This is a genomic window from Actinomadura mexicana, assembly GCF_900188105.1.
In the GTDB taxonomy this organism is placed as follows: Bacteria; Actinomycetota; Actinomycetes; order Streptosporangiales; family Streptosporangiaceae; genus Spirillospora; species Spirillospora mexicana.
Map to the genome: position 1 here is coordinate 60150 of NZ_FZNP01000020.1, position 17259 is coordinate 77408.

The following is a 17259-nucleotide window of genomic DNA, read 5'->3' on the forward strand; positions in this document are numbered from 1 at the left end:
TCGGACAGGAGGACCATGGCGGCCCTCCCGCTCTTGACCCCGGCAGGAACGGATCTAACAAATAGAAAGCCAATCATGCAGATGGAAAGCAACATCAAGCCGGGAGCGGTCGGCGCATGATCGTGACGGTGACGCTCAACCCGAGCCTCGACCGGACGATCGAGGTGGACGCGCCGACCCGCGGCGCGGTCGTCCGGCCCGGTCCGCGCAGCTGGACCCGGGCGGCAAGGGCGTCAACGTGTCCCGGGGTCGTCCGCGCCCGAACCGGCCCGGTCGAGGGGGGGCCGTCCCGCGCCGGGGGCGCGCGGGACGGCCGGACCCGTCAGCCCGCGGCGGGGACGCCGTTGGCGGGCGCCTGCGGCTGCGGGGTCGTGTAGGGCTGGATCGGCCCGTCACCGTCGTCGGTGGTCAGCGGCTGCCCCTGCGGCACCACGTTCTGCCCCTTGATCGTGCCGATGACCGCGCCGGTGTACCCGGCGTGCGAGTTCGCGCCGTAGGCGAACGGGACGACGCCCGGCCCGGTGAAGCGCGACTTCTCCAGCGCCTCCACGATGCCCTTGCGGGTCGGGTCCTTCCCGGCCGCCTGGAGCGCCTGCACGAAGGTGTAGGCGACCGACATCCCGTAGACGATGTTGCCGTTGAACGGCAGCTTCGGGATGTACTGGTCGTGGATCTTCTTGAACAGCGCCGTCCAGCTGTTGGCGGCGTCGCCCGGCGCGGCGAGGTAGCCGTCGGTCACCATGCCCTGGATGAGCGGGCTGCCCTCGACCTGGCTGCCGCCCTTCTCGGCGAAGCTCTCCAGCAGTCCGGTGAGGGTGATCGGGTCGGACCCGACATTGCTGACGACGAACGTCGGCTTGTAGTTCAGCTTCAGCGCGGCGAGCCGGAACAGCGCCGTGTAGGTGGGGATGCTGAACAGCACGACGACGTCGGCCTTGGACTGCGCGATCGCCTGCGCCTGCGCGCCGATGTCGGTGCTGCCCGGCTGGTAGGACTGCCGGGAAACGACCTGGTCCTTCGGAATGTACTTGTCGAGGCCCTTCACCCCGTCCTGGCCGAAGTCGTCGTTCTGGAAGAAGTAGGCGACCTTCTTCCCCGCGTAGGTCTTCTTGACGTGGTCGCCGAGGATCTTGCCCTCGCGGATGTAGTCGACCTGCCAGCCGAACGTCTGCGGGTGCTGGTCCGGCCGGTCCCAGCAGCCGCAGCCGGACGCGACGAACAGGTCGGGGACGCGCTGGGCGTTCAGGTAGTCGACCACCTTGGAGTGCGTGGGCGTGCCCAGCCCGTTGAAGATCGCGAAGACCTTGTCCTGGAGGACGAGCTTCTGCGTCACGCTCACGGTCTGCGTCGGGTTGTAGGCGTCGTCGACGTACTTGTACACGATCTTGCGTCCGTGCACGCCGCCGCTGGCGTTCACGTAGTCGAAGAACGCCTTGGACGCCGCGGAGTTGGCGCTGTAGCCGGGCGCGGCCGGCCCCGTCAGCGGCTGGTGGCTGCCGATCGTGACGGTGGTGGCGGTCACGCCGGGCGCCGCCGACCCGCCGTCCCCTCCGTCACCGCCGCAGCCGCTCGCCGCGACCGCCAGCGTCGCCGCGGTCGTCAGGGCGAGCGCCCGCATCGTCCGGGCTCGCTTCATCTGCTCCTCCTGGGTGCGTTGTGGTGGGCCCCGATGTGTCGCTCGGCGCGGGACCGCGCGACCCGGGAGCCCGGTCGCGCCTCCCGCGCGCGCGGCGCCGGACGGCGCCGCCGATTCCGCGCAGTCCCCCCTGGACGCCGCGCGGGAAGGCCAGCGTCACCGCGATGAGGACGAGGCCGTAGACGGCGAGGGGCAGGTTCGACGCGATGTTGTGCGAGAGGCCGGACGAGGACGACAGGTCCGCCGCCCACGTCGGCACGTAGACCAGGATCAGCGCGCCCCACACGGCGCCCGGCAGGCTGCCGAGCCCGCCGATGACGATCGCGGCGATGAGCTGGAGGGACAGCGTGAGCGGGAACGCGCCCGGCGCGGCCAGCGTGGCGACCACGGCGAGCAGCCCGCCGGCGAGGCCGGCGCAGGCCGCCGAGACGACGGTCGCGGCGACCCGCAGCCGGGCGACCCGGACCCCGCTCAGCGCGGCGGCGATCTCGTCGTCGCGGCTGGCGCGCAGCGTCCGCCCGAACCGGCCGCGGGTCAGGTTGGCGAGCAGGAACAGCGTGACGACGGCGCCGAGGCAGCAGATCCACGCCTGCCAGCGCTCCAGCGGGAAGGTCTCGCCGAGCGCGGCGGGCGGGACCGGCGGGACGATCGTCAGCCCGTTCTGGCCGCCGAGCACGCCGGCGAGCGGCTTGTAGTTGGCGAGGCCGGGCAGCCCCACGGCGAAGGCGAGGGTGGCGCCGGCCAGATAGGGGCCGTGCAGCCGGGCGGCGACGGCGCCGACCAGCGCGCCCGCCACGGCGGTGGCCCCGGCCGCCGCCGGCAGGACCGCCGCGAGCGGCCAGCCCCAGTGCCCGATGACCAGCGCGGCGGTGTAGGCGCCGACCGCCATGAACGCCCCGTGCCCGAGGGAGATCTGCCCGCCGAGCCCGGTCAGCACCGTCAGGCCGGCGACCGCGCAGGTGAGGTAGGCGGCCTGCGCGATCTGCAGGTCCCGGTAGGGGCCGGCGGCCGTGGTCAGCACGTACAGCGCGGCGAGCGCGAGGACGGCGCCGGCCGTGTGCCGGGTCAGGGTGGAGCGGCGCAGGGCGCTTCGCGCGAGGGCGGTCACGGCGTCACACCCTCCGTCCGGTACTCACGGCGAACAGGCCGTTCGGTCTGATCATCAGGACGGTGATGAGGGCGGCGAGCGCCCCGAGGGCGACCAGCTCCGAGCCGAGGTAGCCGGACACGTAGCTGAGCGCGCAGCCGAGCAGCAGCCCGCCGGTGACGGCGCCCGCGGGGCTGTCCAGCCCGCCGATCACGGCGGCGGTGAACCCGAACACGAGCATCGCGTCGAACTGGGCGGGCCCGACGAACACCGACGGGGCGATCAGCACCCCGGCGAGCGATCCCACCAGCGCGGCGAGCGCCCAGCCGAGGGTCAGCATCCGGCCGACGCGGACGCCCTGCAGCCGGGCGATCTCGGGCGCGAACGCCGACGCCCGCAGCCGCAGCCCGAGGTCGGTGCGAACGAACAGCAGCGTCAGCAGCACCATGACCGCGGCGACGGAGCCGATGACGAACAGGTCGAACGGCGACAGCAGCAGCCGCGTCCCGCCCGCGGACAGGCCCTTGATGGTGAAGGCGGGCGGGTAGGAGTGCGGCGTGTCGCCCCAGATCATGCCCGCGGCCGCCTGCAGCAGCACCAGCAGGCCGAGGGTGACGATCACCGCGTTCAGCGGCGGCTTGTTCTCGACGGGGCGGACCACGACCCGTTCGACGACCGCGCCCAGCACCAGCCCCGACGCCAGGGCGGCGCCGAGCGCGAGCCAGTAGGAGCCGCCGGCGTCGACGACGCTCCAGGCGAGGAACGTCGTGAACATCAGCATGCCGCCCTGCGCGAAGTTCACGACCCGGGTGGAGCGCCAGATCAGCACCAGGGCGAGCGCGACCGCCGCGAACACCGCCCCGGAGGTGATGCCGGCGAGCGTGAGATTGAGGAAGCGCACCATCAGAACCCCAGGTAGGCGTGGCGGAGGCGGTCGTCGGCGGCGATCGCCGCGGCGGTCTCGTCCGCCACGACGGAGCCGAGGTCCAGCACGACGGCGCGGTCGGCGACCGACAGGGCGCTGCGCGCGTTCTGCTCCACGAGCAGCACGGTCCGGCCGTCCTCGTCGCACAGCCGCCGCAGCACGGCCATCAGCTGGGCGACCACCCGTGGCGCGAGGCCGAGGGACGGCTCGTCCACCAGCAGCAGCCGCGGCGCTCCGGTGAGCGCCCGGGCCAGCGCGAGCATCTGCCGCTCGCCGCCGGACAGGGTGGCGGCGGTGCGGGACCGGCGCTGCGCGAGCGGCGGGAACAGCTCGTACATGTCGGCGACCCGGCGCGCGAGGGCCGCCCGGTCGCGCCGCCACAGCCCGCCGAGCCGCAGGTTGTCCTGCACGGTCAGCTCGGTGATGACGCCGCCGTTCTGCGGGACGTGCGCGACGCCGAGCCGGACGATCTCCTCGACCGCCGTCCCGGTGATGTCCGCGCCGTCCAGCTCGACGCGTCCCGAGCGGGGCCGCAGGAGGCCCGAGACGGCGCGCAGCAGCGTGGTCTTCCCCGCGCCGTTCGCGCCGAGCACCGCGGTCACCGAGCCCTCGCCGACCGACAGGTCCACGCCGTCGAGCGCGCGGACCGCGCCGTAGGAGACGGTGATGCCCTTCACCTCAAGCACCGGTGACCTCCTCGCCGAGGTAGGCGTCGAGGACGGCCGGGTCGTCGCGCACGCGCTCGGGCGGGCCGCTCGCGATGACCCTGCCGAAGTCCAGCACGACGACCTGGTCGCAGACGCTCATGACGAGGTCCATGTGGTGCTCGACGAGGACGACGGCGGGCCCGCTCCGCAGCCCGCGGACCAGCCCGGCCAGCTCGTCGATCTCGGTCGCGGACAGTCCGGCGGCGGGCTCGTCCAGCAGCAGCAGGTCGGGCTCGGCCACGAGCGCGCGGGCCAGCGCGACCCGCTTCTGCACGCCGTAGGGCAGCTGCCCCGGCAACCGGGCGGCCTCCTCCGCGACGCCCAGCTCCGCGAGCCGCGCCATGGCCCGCTCGCGCAGGGCCGCCTCGTCGCGGTCGGCGCGCGGAAGCGCGAGGAGGCCGGACCAGAATCCGGCCTTGGCGTGCGGGTCGGCGCCGACCATCACGTTCTCCAGCACGGTCAGCCCCGGGAACAGCCCGAGACCCTGGAGGGTGCGGGCGATGCCGAGCCGCGTCAGGTCGTGCGGCCGATGGCGGCCAAGGACCCGGCCCCGCCAGCGCACCTCGCCCGCTTCCGGCCGGACGAAGCCGCACACGACGTTGAAGAGCGTCGTCTTGCCCGCGCCGTTGGGGCCGATCACCCCGGTGACCCGGCCCTGGGGCGCCGTGAGCGACACCCCGTCCAATGCGACCAGCCCGGCGAAGCGGACGGTCACCTCTCGAAGTTCCAGGATCGCGGAAGAGCCGGACATGTCGCCTCACCTCGCCGATGAATCAGCGCGAATCCCCCGAGGCCAAATGCACATACCGACTGGTCGGATTCACCGAAGATAGAATCACTGGGCGCTCCGGTCAACAGCCGGTTTCGCGCGGTCCCGGCGCGCGCCGCGGCGGATCATCGGCGGGCGGTAGGCTGATCGGCGATCTGCGGGCGGCCGCGCCGGGGCGGCACGAGACCCCGGGGCGCGTTCCCGGACGGAGGTGGAGTGATGGCGCAGGCGCCCGCGGGCCGGACCCCCGGCACCCTGCCGCTTCCCGACCGGCTGCTGGCCGTGGCGACCCGGATGTTCGCCGAGAAGGGCTTCGAGAACACCTCGGTGCAGGAGATCGTGAACGCCGCCGGGGTGACCAAGGGGGCCATGTACCACTACTTCGGCTCCAAGGACGACCTGCTCTACGAGATCTACCACCGGCTCCTCGGCCTGCAGACGTCCCGGCTGGAGCAGATCGCGGGCGGCCCCGGCACGGCCGCCGAGCGGCTGCGCGCCGCCGCCGTCGACGTCCTCAACACCTCGTTCCTCTACCTGGACGACTTCACCGTCTTCTTCCGCTCGACGCACCTGCTCTCCCGCGACCGCCGCGAGGCCGTCCGCGCCGAGCGGCGCCGCTACCACGAGCGCTTCCGCGCCCTGGTCGAGGAGGGCCAGCGCGAGGGGACGTTCCGCACCGAGACGCCCGCCGACATCGCCGTCCACTTCTTCTTCGGCACCGTCCACCAGATCGGCGCCTGGTACCGCCCGGGCGGCCGCCTCAAGACGGCCGCCATCAGCGAGCACTACGTGGACCTTCTCCTCCACGGCCTGGAGAAGTAGCGGGCGGCCCGCCGCCCGTCAGCGCTCCACGTGCTCGATCCTGAGCGCCGCGTCCCTGTGCCGGGCGCGCAGCGGCTTCTTGTCGAACTTGCCGACCGTGGTCTTCGGGATCTCCTCCAGGAACGTCCAGTACTCGGGGACCTGCCAGCGGGCGACCTTGTCCGCGAGGAACGATGCCAGCTCCGCGGGAGTGGCGGACGCGTCCGGGCGCAGGACGACGCAGGCGAGGGGGCGCTCGTCCCACCGGGCGTCGGGGATGCCGATGACGGCGGCCTCCGCCACGGCGGGGTGGGCCATGAGGTGGTTCTCCAGCTCCACCGAGGAGATCCACTCGCCGCCCGACTTGATGACGTCCTTCGCGCGGTCGGTGATCTGGTAGAAGCCGCGGTCGTCGACGGTGCCGATGTCGCCGGTGCGCAGCCAGCCGTCGTCGAACTTCCCGGGCGCTGGGTCGCGGTGGTACGCGCCGGTGATCCACGGCCCGCGCACCTCGATCTCGCCCGCGGACTCGCCGTCCCACGGCAGTTCGGCGCCGGAGTCGTCGACGATGCGCATCTCGACGCCGGCGGCGACGCGGCCGGACTTCAGCCGCCAGTACATGTCCTCGTCGGTACCGGGCTCGACGCCGGGCGGCGGGAACGCCATGCCGCCGAGCGGGCTCGTCTCCGTCATGCCCCAGCCCTGGATGATGCGCAGCCCGTACCGCTGCTCGAAGCGCTCCAGCAGGACGCGGGGCGCGGCGGCTCCGCCGGAGGTGCCCGCACGCAGCGACGACAGGTCGATCTCCTCCTGCTCCCCCAGGGCCAGGATCCCGTTCCAGATCGTCGGAACGGCGGAGGCCAGCGTGCTGCGCTCGGCGGCGACGAACTTCGCGAGATGCTCCGGCTGCATGAACGGCCCCGGCATGTGCAGCGTCGCCCCGGACAGGAACGCCCCGTACGGAAGACCCCAGGCGTTGACGTGGAACATCGGCACGATGGTCAGGACGCGGTCGGCCTCGGTGATGCCCACCAGCGACGCCGACTGCACGGCCATCGCGTGCAGGAACGTGGAGCGGTGCGAGTACACCACGCCCTTGGGGTCGCCCGTGGTGCCGCTGGTGTAGCACATGGACGCGGCGGATCGCTCGTCCACCTCCGGCCAGGCGTAACCGGGCTCCTCCGCGGCGAGCAGCTCGTGGTAGCGCAGGACGGGCGCCCCGTTGCCGTTGGCCTCCAGGGCCGAGGCGTCGCCGTCCCCGACGACGACGAACGCCTCCACGGCGGGAAGCTCGCGCACGACGCGCGCCAGGAGCGGGACGAGGCTGTCGTCGACGACGATGACCTGGTCGTCGGCGTGGTTGATGATGTGCGAGAGCTGCTCGGGGAACAACCGGATGTTCAGCGTGTGCAGGACCGCTCCCATGGCGGGCACCGCGAAGTACGCCTCCAGGTGCTCCTGGTTGTTCCAGCAGAACGTCGCCACCCGGTCGCCGGGACGGACGCCCAGCCTGGCCAGGGCGGACGCGAGCCGCTCGGCGTTGCCGGCGATCTGCGCGAAGGTCGCGCGCCGGGGCGCGCCGCCGCCCGTCCACGTCACGCACTCGCTGCGGCCGTAGACGCGCGCCCCGTGCCGCAGGATCGCGGCGACGGACAGCGGAAAGTCCTGCATCGTGCTGAGGATCATGGCATTTCTCCGGGGAGGCCCGCGATGGCGACAGGAACGGGCCGGACGCACGGAATTCCGCACATACCGACCGGTCGGTTCACCATATTTTCGCCACCGCCCCGCCGTCAATGATCCGCCGCGGGCAGCGCCGCCCTGCACGTGGACGAGCATCCACCGGCGCCCCGGGGCTCGGGAAGGCCGGAGGGCTGGGCGGTTCCGCGGCGTCCGCCCCGGCACCGCCCAGCCCCCACTCGCCACCGGTGTTCGCGGCTGACGTGCGGACTCCCCTCCTCGCAGCCCGCCGGCACCGCCGTGATCCGGTTCCCACCTTCACAGCGCCCCGCACCCCACGGCATGTCACACACTCCAGCACCGCGCTGGTCCACCTGGCCCGACACGGCAAGGACACTGTGGATGGACCACTCCGGGCCTCCGCCAAGTCCACACCACCAGCCGCCTTCGAGCGCCCCGGCCCCGCGGCCGGCACCACAGATGATCTTCGCGGCCCGTCCCGTGGCGGAACTGGTGGTACGTCTGCCTGGGCGGGCAGATTGTTCCTGCCGTTCATCCTCGTCATGACGGGCCGCTGGAGCCCCAGGCGCGCCAGGGAGGACGCCGAGGCGCACCGGCGCGCGATCGACAAGGAGCTGGCCGCGCTCGCCCGGGACTGAGCCCACCCACCGGCGCGGGGGGCTCGGGTCCGTCTCCCCGCGGCGCGCTCCTACGCCGCTGCGCGCCCGCCGCCAAAAAGGGCCGGACTTTTCTGCGCGCCGGTGCGTAGCCCGGCGAGGCGCGGCGGGCGTTAGATCGCGCTATGAAGATCGCCGTGCGGGCGGCGATGATCGTGGCACTCCTCGCGACGCTCATCGCCCACCCCCTGCCCGCCGGAGCGTCCAAGGACGCCCCGGGAACGTCGAAGCACACCATTGCCATGGGCGACTGGAACCGCCCCTACCTCCTGCACGTCCCGCCCCAGCCCGAGTCCGGCGCGCCGCCGCCGCTCATCGTGGCGCTGCACGGCGGTCTGAACGACTCCGAGTACGTCCGCCGGCAGAGCGGGCTCGACGAGGTCGCCGACCGCCACGGCTACGCCGTCGCCTACCCCGACGGGCTTCTCGGCACCTGGAACGCCGGTGCCTGCTGCTGGTTCGCCCGCTGGACCGGCGTCGACGACGTCGCGTTCCTCGACAAGCTGATCGACACGCTGGTGCGGCAGGGGGTCGCCGACCCCCGCCGCGTCTTCGTGACCGGTTTCTCCAACGGCGGCGGCATGGCGTACCGGTACGCGTGCGAACGGTCGGACAGGATCGCCGGGATCGCCGTGGTGTCGGGCGCCCTCGCGATCGGCTGCACGCCGAGGAGACCGGTGCCGGTGCTGGCCTTCCACGGGACCTGGGACCCGTCCGTCCCCTATACGGGCGGCGGGAACATGGACGCGGACGTCCATTTCCCGTTCATCCCCGTCCAGGTCGTCATGGAGTTCTGGAGATGGGTGGACAAGCTGCCCGCGCTCTCGTGGCCGCTGCCGGACGGGCCGGACGACTGCGTCGGCACGGGCCCGGGCCCCGTCGTCGTCGCGCTGTGCACCAGGCAGCGCGGTGGGCACGAATGGCCGGATTATGCCAGCGAGCTCATGGCCAGGTTCTTTGCCGACAGGCCGTCCCTGCCGAAGACGTGACCTCCGTTCAATTCAAGCCGTCCCGCTACAAAGCGCTAAACTCTCCCCACTTACGAGTAATGGGGAGCAATGCAGGAAATCGGCTTGGCAGAGGCAGTCAAAGCGATCCGCGACGACCTGGCGCGGGCTCAGCTTGAGGGCGCCGAGGAGGAGATCCGCTTCAGCGTGGGGCCGGTCGAGGTCGAGTTCGAGGTCGCCGTGGTCCGGGAGGGCGGCGCCAACGGCAAGGTGAAGGTCTGGGTGGTCGAGGTCGGCGCCTCGGGCAAGCTCGCACAGACCACCACGCACCGGGTGGCGGTCACGCTGACTCCGCACGTCGACGGCAAGCCGATCGAGGTGGGTGACCGGCTCCGCAAGCCCGGCCGGTGATCCCTGACGAACCACGCTGGCGCACCGTCGAGGTGCTCGTCGAGGAGGGCGAGCAGGGCTACGGCACCGGCTACCGGATCTCCGCCGGGCTGGTGCTCACCTGCCGGCACGTCCTGGCCGCCTCCGGTGCGGTCACGGTCCGGCTCGTCACTCCGGACGAGTCGGTCTCCGTCGCCGCCGAGCGGGTCTGGACCGCCGAGGGCCCGGAGGTCGACCTGGCGCTGCTGCGGGTGGCGGACGGCTCGCTGCCCCCGGTGGCCCCGGCGGTGCTGGCGGACGTCGACCCCTGGAGCACCGGGCGCGCCCGGTTCGTCTCGTGGGGCTTCCCCGCCTCCCACGACCGCGAGAGCGAGTTCGGCGGCGTCCGCGACGTCGACCAGGTGGACGGCGACGTCCTCCTCGGCGCCAACGTCAAGACGGGCCTGCTCGACCTGCACCGCGACGACGCCCCGCAGCGCGCCGGCCGCCGGTACAGGGGCCTGTCCGGAGGTCCGGTCCTGGTCGGCGGCAAGCTCGTCGGCGTGGTGCGCCGGGCCGAACCCGACGGGCCGCTGACCGCCTCCCGCGTCTTCAGCGCGGCCGGACCGCACCGGCCGCGGATCGCCGGCGAGTTCGTCGAGCCCCAGCCGAGCCGGGAGCGGCTGAACGCGCTCCTGGACGGCGCGGGCGTGCGGCTCGACCCCGGGAACGCCGGGCCGTCCGCGCCGCTGCGCCGGTCGCGGTACTGGTCGACCATCACCAAGCTGCGGGCCCGCTGCCCCGATCCCGCCGACCGGGACGCCGAGCTCGGCCGGCTCCAGGAGTTCGCCACGGGCGGCGCGCCCTACCTGTGGCTGGTGGGCGAGCCCTGGGCCGGCAAGACGACGCTCGCCGCCGCCTTCGCCGGGGACCCCGCCCCCGACGTCATCACGGTCGCGTTCTTCGTGTCCCGGTCGGCCGGGTCGCGGCTGGCCGACTTCCGGGCCGCGCTGGCCGACCAGCTGGCCCCGCTGGTCGGCGAGACGCCGACGCCCGGGGTCGTGCCCGCCGCGTTCGACCTGGACGACCTGTGGCAGCGCGCGGTCGAGCGGGTCACCGCCGACGGCCGCCATCTCATGCTCATCGTGGACGGGCTCGACGAGGACGACCACCTGCGGCACCGCGAGAGCAGCATCGCGGCGCAGCTCCCCGAGTACGTGCCGCCCGGCAGCCACGTGCTGGTGACCAGCAGGCACTTCCCCGAGGTGCCCGCCGACGTCCCGGACGGTCATCCGCTGCGCGGGTGCGAGCGCCGCACGCTCCCCGCCAACGAGGCCTCGCGCGCCTCGCGCAACGCCGCCGAGCGCGACCTGCAGCAGCACCTGCGCGACCGGACGAGCCGCGAGGTGCTCGGGCTGCTTGCGGCCTCCGGCGGCGGGCTGGCCGACGAGGACATCGCCCGGCTCACCGGCCTGGACCTCTACGACGTCCGGGAACTGGTCGAGCAGACCGTCGCCCGCCTGGTCGAGCGGCGGGAGGACGGCGGCCGGGACCGCTACTCCTTCGCCCACGACCTGATCCGGGAGACCACGACCGAGCGCCTCGGCGCCGAGACGATGGCCGGCTTCTGGGCGCGGGTGCTCGACTGGGCCGAGACCCACCGGACCGGCGGCTGGCCCGCCGGCACCCCCCTGTACCTCCTGGACCGGTTCCCGCAGGTGCTGGCCGACAACGGGGACCTGGACCGCCTGCTGCGGCTCAACGAGCCCGACCGCTGGAGGCGCCTGCTGGAGCGGACCGGCACGGTGGAGCCGGCCGTGCTGACGCTGACCGACTCGATCCGGCTGCTCCTCGCGGCCGACTCCCCCGACCTCGCCGTGATCTACCTGCTGGCCCTGTGGCGCGACCAGCTCCGCCTGCCCGTCCGCGTCCATCCCGAGGTCATCGCCGTGGCCTGGACCGAGCTCGGCGAGCTGGAGCGGGCCGAGCGGATGGCCCGCGAAATCCCCGTCGCCTCGATCAAGGCCAACATCCTGATCTCCATGGCCGAGGCGGCGAACCGGGCGGGTGCCGAGACCGAGGCGGCGCTGTGGCTCCAGGAGGCGGAGCTGCTGGCGGGGGGCATCCTGAGCGGGGTGCGCAGGGCCCGGACCCTGGCCCGGATCGCGCTGGCCCTCGGCCCCGGCTTCACCCGCGCCGAGACCCTCCTGGCCGAGGCCACCCGGCTCTTCACCTCCGTCGTGCCGTCCCGGTTCCGGCGCAGGGAGCTGATGACGGGCATGGCCTGCGACGCGGCCCGCGCCGGTCTGTGCGACTCGGTGGAGCGCATCGCGCGGTCGTTCGCCGACCGCAAGCACCAGTGGCCGATCATCATGGCCGCCGCCCGCGCCGCCGCCGAACAGGGCCTGCAGGAGGACGCCGAGCGCCTGGCGGGCCTGCTCACCCCCGACGACCTGCGGTGGGAGACGTTCGCCGAGCTCGTGCGGCTGCTGGCCGACCGGGGCGAGTTCGCGGCGGCCGAGGAGCTGGCGCGGACGTCGGTCAACGGGGCCCCGGCGATCTCCCGGGCGCTCGGCGGCATCCTGCGGGCGCGCGCGCTGCGGGGCGAGCGGGCCGAAGCGCAGGCGGTGCTCGCGACGGCGATCGGAACCGTCACGGCCAAGGGCGGCGCGTCCCGCCAGGCGGCGCTCGGCGAGCTGCTCACCTCCGTCGTGGACGCGGGGCTGCTCGACGAGGCCGAGAGGCTCATGTCGCTGCTGGAAGGGCATCGCAGGGTGCTCGCCGCGGCCCGCGCCGCCGTCGGCGCGCTCGACGCCGGCCTGCCGGACACCGCGATCCGGCTGATGACCACGGCCGCCGGCCTCGTCTCGCTCCAGCCGCGGCGCCAGTGGGCGCCGCTGGTCGAGGCGGCCCCCGCGGTCGCGGCGGGGGGAGACCTGGATTCGGCTCGCGGCCTGCTGACCCTCGCGCTCACCGTGGCCGGGGGGACCTCCCCCAGGGCGGCGCGGGCGGTCAACCTTCTGATCAAGAGCCATGTCGCCGAGCTCCAGGGCGCCTCCGGCGTGCTGGAGGCGGGCATCGAGGCGGCGCTGCGCCTCCCGTCCCAGCAGGACCTGCCGGCGGAAACGGCGAGGGCCGCCACCGAGCTCGGCCTCACCGGGCCGGCCGTCCGGGCGGCGGTCCTCGTCGTCGACGTGCACGAGCGCAACACCCTGCTCGGGACGATCGCGGAGCGGGCCGCCCGGGACGGCCGCCTGGAGGTCGTCCACCGCGCGCTCGCCGGCATGAGCCGCACCCGCAAGCAGCTCTTCGCGAGCGTCAACGCCGCCGGGGAACTGGCCAAAGCGGGCCGGACCGGCGACGCCGAACAGCTGGTCGACCGCGTGCGGAACGGCTTCCGCCGGGCCACGGGCCTGGCCCGGCTCGCCCGGATCGTCGGGGCTCGGGGTGAGCGCGACCAGGCCGTCTCCTACCTCCTCGCGGCCGAGCAGCTGGCTCCCGCGGGCTCCGTGCGGCACCTGACCCAGTTCGAGATCACGGCCGCCGCCGTGGCCGCGGCCCGGCGGGGCCGCTACGGGGAGGCGGAGCGCATCGCCGCCGTCATCGACGGTCCCCGGCGGCAGGTGTCCGCGCTGGCCGAACTCGCCGAGACCGCCTACGGCGCCGGGTCCTACGCCCACGTGGCGCGGTTCCTGACCGCCGCCGAGGAGCTGCTCGGCGAGCTCGAAGCCGACTCCCGCGACGCCGTCGCGACGGAACTGGCGGCGGCCGCGGCCCGGGTCACCGACCTCGACACGGCGCGGCGGCTGGTCGCGCTCGTCTCAGATCCGGCCATGGGACTGTCCGCGCTGACCGAGGTCGCGCGCGCCGCCCGCGGCTTCGGCAACGCCGCCGCGGCAGGGCGGCTGCTGGCCGAAGGGGAGAAGCGGCTGGCCGGATTCGACGCCGACTCCAGCGAGGGGGTGGCGACCGAGCTCGCGGCGGCGGCCGTGGAGATCGGCGACCTGGACCTGGCGGAGCGGCTCGCGACCGGGCTGGCCGACCCGCGGCTGCGGGTGGAGGTCCTGCTGGCGGTCTGCCGGGCGAGCGCCGAGCGGCTGCGGGCCCTGCGCCGCCGGGTCGCCCGCGAGGCGCGCGGGGTGCGCAATTTGCGGATCCGCGGCGAGCTGATCGGCTCCCTGGCCGCCGCCGTGGCGGCCACGGGCAACGCGAACCTGGCGGGCAGAACGATGGACGACGCCGAGACGGCCGTCCGCACCATCGCGATCACCAACCCCGAGCCCCGGTGCCGCGGGCTCGTGGAGCTGGCCCTGCTCTCCGAGACGATCGGCGACGCCGAGCGCGCGCGCCGGCTGCTGCGCGAGGCCGAGCAGCTCGCCGCCACCTACGTGGACGAGCAGCGCCACCAGCGGGCGCTGGCGCACATCGCCCACGCCGCCGCGCAGCTCGGGCTGCTGGACGAGGCGGAGCGGGTGACGGAGAACATGCGGGCCTCGCGGCTGCCGTTCCCCGCGTGGAACACCCTGGCCGCCGTCGCGGAGCGGGCCGCGGCCCTGGGCGACACCGGCCGCGCCTTCCGGCTCATCGAGGAGTCGCTGCGGATCGCGCGGAGCGTGCGCGACCCCAAGGTGCGCGGCGCGACGTTCGCCGGCATCGCCGCCGCCGCGCTGCGGGCGGGGCTGCCCGAGCAGGCGCAGAGCATCATCGGCGAGGAGCCGCAGCACCACCACCGGCAGGGCCCGATCCTGCGGGACATCGCCCTGGCCACCGCCGCGGCGGGCCGGCTGCCCGACGCCGAGCGGATGGCGGCGCAGATCCGGTCGCCCGCCCGCCGCCGGGAGGCGTTCGAGGGCGTCATCGCCCGCCTGGTGGAGGACGGCGACAGCGCCGAGGCCGAGCGCCTCATCGTCCAGGGCATCCGGGAGGACGGCTGGCTGCCGCCCCCCGCCGTCATGATGGCGGCCCTGCCGGAGGTGGTCCCGCCGCTCGGCAACGTCCTGCCCCGGATGGCCGCCTTCGAGGAGGCGGCCAGGGCCGAGCGGGCGTGACCGGCGGCGGCCTCAGGGCGCTTCGGCGACCAGGCTCCGCGGGCGGATGTCCTTCCAGTTGTCCATGACGTACCCGATGCAGCCGGACCGGGACTCGGGGCCGTGGACCGTCGTCCAGCCGGAGGGGACGTCGGCGAACGCCGGCCACAGGGAGTGCTGCCCCTCGGCGTTGGCGAGGACGAGGAACGTGCCGTCGGGGTCGTCGAACGGGTTGGTCGTCATGGTCTTCTTCCCTTCCTCTAGACGCCGGGGGTGACGCGGGCGGACCGCCGCGCCATGGACCGGACGATCTCCCCGGTGCGCACGGCGGTCATGGACAGCAGCGAGGAGGCGATCCCGTGGCTGTGCTCGGTCGCCCCCTGCAGGTAGACGCCCCACTCGGGGCCGGGCTCGGTGGCGATGCGGTAGTCGCGCTCGACGACCGGGCGCCCGTCCGGGCCGCTGCGGCAGTGCGCGCCCGCCTCGCCGAGCAGGTCGAACGGGTCGCGTTCGCGGTATCCGGTGGCGTAGACGACGGCGTCGGCGTCCAGGTCCGCGACCTCGCCGGTCGGCAGGAACGCGACCCGCACCCGCGCCCCGCCGGTGCCGCCGTCCGCTACGTCCAGGACGCGGGAGACGTTGAGGATGCGCAGCCGCTCGGCGCCCGCGACCTTCTCGGCGTAGGCGCGCCGGTACAGCTCGTCGATTAGGTCGAGGTCCACCACGGAGTAGTTGGTGTTGCGCGAGTACTCGAACAGCATGCGCTTCACGTCGCCGGGCGCGGCGTAGTAGTGGTCGACGGCCTCGGGGTCGAAGATGCGGTTGGCGAACGAGCTGTCGTCGGCGGGCGAGTACCCGTACCGCGCGAAGACCGCGCACACCTCGGCGCGCGGGAAGGTGCGGTGCAGGTACTCGACGGCCTCGGCGGCGCTCTGCCCGGCGCCGACCACGACGACGCGGCGCGGATCCCAGTCCCCGCGCTCGCCGAGCCGGGTGAGCAGGTCCTCGGTGTGCCAGATCCGCTCTCCCGCCCGGACGCCCTCGGGCAGGAAGGGTTCGAGCCCGGCGCCGATGACGACGTTGCGGGTGAGGTGCGTCTCCAGTTCGTCGCCGCGCCGCACGACGACCTCCAGGGTCTCGTCGTCGTGCGGGCGGAGCGCGACGACCTCCGTCCCGTAGCGGACGCGGTCCTCGAACGCGGCGGCGGCCCATTCGAGGTAGTCGTGGAACTCCAGCCGCGTCGGGAACATCGTCTTGTGGTTGACGAAGTCGACCAGCCGGCCCCGGGCGTGCAGGTAGGCCAGGAACGAGTACGGGCTGGCGGGGTTGCGCAGCGACGCCAGGTCCTTGAGGAAGTGGACCTGCATGGTGGCGCCGTCGATCAGCATGCCGCGGTGCCAGCCGAACGCGGGCTGCTTCTCGAAGAACACCGCGTCAGCGCCGCCGTGCTCCTCCTCCAGCGCGACGGCCAGCGCCAGGTTGGACGGGCCGAACCCGATGCCGACCACGTCGCGGACGGGGGTGTGCATGCGCTCCTCCGGCATCAGGCGGGCTTGGCCGCGCTCGCGGCCTTGGCGATCTGCGGAACGACCTGGTCGATCACGTAGGGCACGGCGAGCGGGGTGGGGGTGCGCAGCGGCCAGAACGACTTCAGGTCCAGCGCCACGTAGGAGCCGCGCTCGACGGCGCCGAGCCCGGCGAACAGCTTGTTGCCCTCGATCTTCTTCTGGGTGGCGGGGTCGTCGTTGTAGTGGCTGAGCAGGACGTCCACGTCCAGCACGGAGACCTTCTCCATGCTCAGTTCGGCGGCGAACCCGTCGCCGGGGAGCTTCTTCAGCGACTCGGGCAGCGTCATGCCGAACTGCTGGAGCAGTTTCACGCTCGTGTCGTCGCCGGACTTCATAACGCCGATGTTGCCGTTGGGGAAGACGCTGGTGAACGCGAACTGCTTGCCGGTCAGCTCGGGGTGCTCGGTCCTCACTCCCGCGATCTTCGTCTCGACGTCGGCGACGAGTTTCCCGCCGTCCCCGGGACGGCCGATCGCGGCGGCCACCTGCCGGGTGATCTGCTGCCAGGAGTCCTCGGCGGGACCGGTCTGGTAGGCGAGCGTCGGCGCGAGCTTGGAGAGCTTGCCGTACTCCTTGTCGATGGCGAAGTCGCCGGCGGCGAGGATCAGGTCGGGCCGCAGCGCGGCGACCTCCTCCAGGTTGAAGCCCGCCTCGCCCGCCTTGAGCAGCTTGGGCCTGTCCCCGGTCAGCCTGGGCGCGCTCCAGGGCGCCAGGCCGTCGGGCTGGACGCCGGTCAGCTCGGCCATGCCGACGGGCGTGACGCCGAGGGCGAGCAGCGCGTCCTGGTCGACCTCGCCGAGCGCGACGATCCGCTTCGGCGCGGACTTCACCTCCGTGGAGCCGAGCTTGTGGGTGACGGTCACCGGGAACGCCCCGGCGGAGCCGCCGGAGCCGCCGGAGCCGCCGGTGGGCTCGTCGTCGCCGCAGGCGGCGACCGCGGCGAGTCCGAGGACGAGCGCGGCGGCGGCGGTCAGGCGCCGCATCGTGGTGCGCATGGCGGACCTTCCAGATGTCGGGGGGAAAAGCCGGAGAGTGTGATCAAGAATATTAGGTTAGCCTTGCCTAA

General features: G+C 73.6%; 13 protein-coding genes. 4 read left to right on the forward strand and 9 right to left on the reverse strand.

Annotated elements, in window-relative coordinates:
- Positions 1–322: 322 nt before the first annotated feature.
- Genes CHC11_RS34990 through CHC11_RS35010 form a run of 5 tightly spaced genes read right to left on the reverse strand, consistent with a single transcriptional unit; the run spans position 323 to position 5106 of the window.
- Positions 323–1636: an ABC transporter substrate-binding protein gene (locus CHC11_RS34990; protein WP_089316172.1), complete on the reverse strand. Its 1314-nt coding sequence runs from the start codon at positions 1634–1636 to the stop codon at positions 323–325.
- Entirely contained in the window at positions 1554–2744 is a 1191-nt protein-coding gene (locus CHC11_RS34995; protein WP_089316173.1) for a branched-chain amino acid ABC transporter permease, read from the reverse strand. Before CHC11_RS34995 ends, CHC11_RS34990 begins: the two co-directional genes overlap by 83 nt.
- A gap of 4 nt (positions 2745–2748) precedes the next feature.
- Complete coding sequence (locus CHC11_RS35000) at positions 2749–3627, reverse strand: branched-chain amino acid ABC transporter permease (RefSeq protein ID WP_089316174.1); 879 nt, start codon at positions 3625–3627, stop codon at positions 2749–2751.
- The gene (locus CHC11_RS35005; protein WP_089316175.1) at positions 3627–4334 is read right to left on the reverse strand and encodes an ABC transporter ATP-binding protein; all 708 of its coding nucleotides are present in this window, start codon (positions 4332–4334) and stop codon (positions 3627–3629) included. The genes CHC11_RS35000 and CHC11_RS35005 overlap by 1 nt, the downstream gene beginning before the upstream one ends.
- Positions 4327–5106, reverse strand: a complete 780-nt coding sequence (locus CHC11_RS35010) for an ABC transporter ATP-binding protein (RefSeq protein ID WP_089316176.1) — start codon at positions 5104–5106, stop codon at positions 4327–4329. Before CHC11_RS35010 ends, CHC11_RS35005 begins: the two co-directional genes overlap by 8 nt.
- Positions 5107–5343: 237 nt before the next feature.
- Between CHC11_RS35010 and CHC11_RS35015 the strand changes: the two genes are divergently transcribed.
- Complete coding sequence (locus CHC11_RS35015; protein WP_089316177.1) at positions 5344–5946, forward strand: TetR/AcrR family transcriptional regulator; 603 nt, start codon at positions 5344–5346, stop codon at positions 5944–5946.
- Positions 5947–5964: 18 nt separating this feature from the next.
- On the opposite strand, the gene CHC11_RS35020 is transcribed toward CHC11_RS35015, so the two are convergent.
- Positions 5965–7596 (reverse strand): long-chain fatty acid--CoA ligase, encoded by a 1632-nt coding sequence (locus CHC11_RS35020; protein WP_245920164.1) that lies wholly within the window; start codon positions 7594–7596, stop codon positions 5965–5967.
- 811 nt (positions 7597–8407) lie between these two features.
- Between CHC11_RS35020 and CHC11_RS35025 the strand changes: the two genes are divergently transcribed.
- From CHC11_RS35025 to CHC11_RS35035, 3 genes are all read left to right on the forward strand, one after another.
- A complete protein-coding gene (locus CHC11_RS35025) occupies positions 8408–9271 on the forward strand; it encodes a CE1 family esterase (protein ID WP_089316178.1) in 864 nt (287 codons plus the stop codon).
- A gap of 84 nt (positions 9272–9355) precedes the next feature.
- Positions 9356–9640 carry a trypco2 family protein gene (locus tag CHC11_RS41780; protein ID WP_089316179.1) on the forward strand — a complete coding sequence of 95 codons (285 nt, stop codon included), beginning with the start codon at positions 9356–9358 and terminating at the stop codon, positions 9638–9640.
- Positions 9637–14646 carry a trypsin-like peptidase domain-containing protein gene (locus tag CHC11_RS35035; RefSeq protein WP_089316180.1) on the forward strand — a complete coding sequence of 1670 codons (5010 nt, stop codon included), beginning with the start codon at positions 9637–9639 and terminating at the stop codon, positions 14644–14646. The genes CHC11_RS41780 and CHC11_RS35035 overlap by 4 nt, the downstream gene beginning before the upstream one ends.
- A 12-nt stretch (positions 14647–14658) precedes the next feature.
- On the opposite strand, the gene CHC11_RS35040 is transcribed toward CHC11_RS35035, so the two are convergent.
- Genes CHC11_RS35040 through CHC11_RS35050 form a run of 3 tightly spaced genes read right to left on the reverse strand, consistent with a single transcriptional unit; the run spans position 14659 to position 17188 of the window.
- Positions 14659–14868: an MbtH family protein gene (locus tag CHC11_RS35040; protein WP_089316181.1), complete on the reverse strand. Its 210-nt coding sequence runs from the start codon at positions 14866–14868 to the stop codon at positions 14659–14661.
- 17 nt (positions 14869–14885) lie between these two features.
- Positions 14886–16154, reverse strand: coding sequence for a lysine N(6)-hydroxylase/L-ornithine N(5)-oxygenase family protein (locus CHC11_RS35045; protein ID WP_245920166.1), 1269 nt, complete (start codon positions 16152–16154; stop codon positions 14886–14888).
- Positions 16155–16168: 14 nt separating this feature from the next.
- Positions 16169–17188 carry an iron-siderophore ABC transporter substrate-binding protein gene (locus tag CHC11_RS35050; protein ID WP_218826378.1) on the reverse strand — a complete coding sequence of 340 codons (1020 nt, stop codon included), beginning with the start codon at positions 17186–17188 and terminating at the stop codon, positions 16169–16171.
- Positions 17189–17259 lie beyond the last annotated feature (71 nt).

Bases quoted from the DNA above. Each gene is read 5' to 3' on its own strand.
- CHC11_RS35010 (WP_089316176.1), bottom strand. From the start codon at position 5,106: ATGTCCGGCTCTTCCGCGATCCTGGAACTTCGAGAGGTGACCGTCCGC.
- CHC11_RS35015 (WP_089316177.1), top strand. From the start codon at position 5,344: ATGGCGCAGGCGCCCGCGGGCCGGACCCCCGGCACCCTGCCGCTTCCC.
- CHC11_RS35020 (WP_245920164.1), bottom strand. From the start codon at position 7,596: ATGCAGGACTTTCCGCTGTCCGTCGCCGCGATCCTGCGGCACGGGGCG.
- CHC11_RS35040 (WP_089316181.1), bottom strand. From the start codon at position 14,868: ATGACGACCAACCCGTTCGACGACCCCGACGGCACGTTCCTCGTCCTC.
- CHC11_RS35050 (WP_218826378.1), bottom strand. From the start codon at position 17,188: ATGCGCACCACGATGCGGCGCCTGACCGCCGCCGCCGCGCTCGTCCTC.
- CHC11_RS35045 (WP_245920166.1), bottom strand. From the start codon at position 16,154: ATGCACACCCCCGTCCGCGACGTGGTCGGCATCGGGTTCGGCCCGTCC.
- CHC11_RS35000 (WP_089316174.1), bottom strand. From the start codon at position 3,627: ATGGTGCGCTTCCTCAATCTCACGCTCGCCGGCATCACCTCCGGGGCG.
- CHC11_RS35025 (WP_089316178.1), top strand. From the start codon at position 8,408: ATGAAGATCGCCGTGCGGGCGGCGATGATCGTGGCACTCCTCGCGACG.
- CHC11_RS34990 (WP_089316172.1), bottom strand. From the start codon at position 1,636: ATGAAGCGAGCCCGGACGATGCGGGCGCTCGCCCTGACGACCGCGGCG.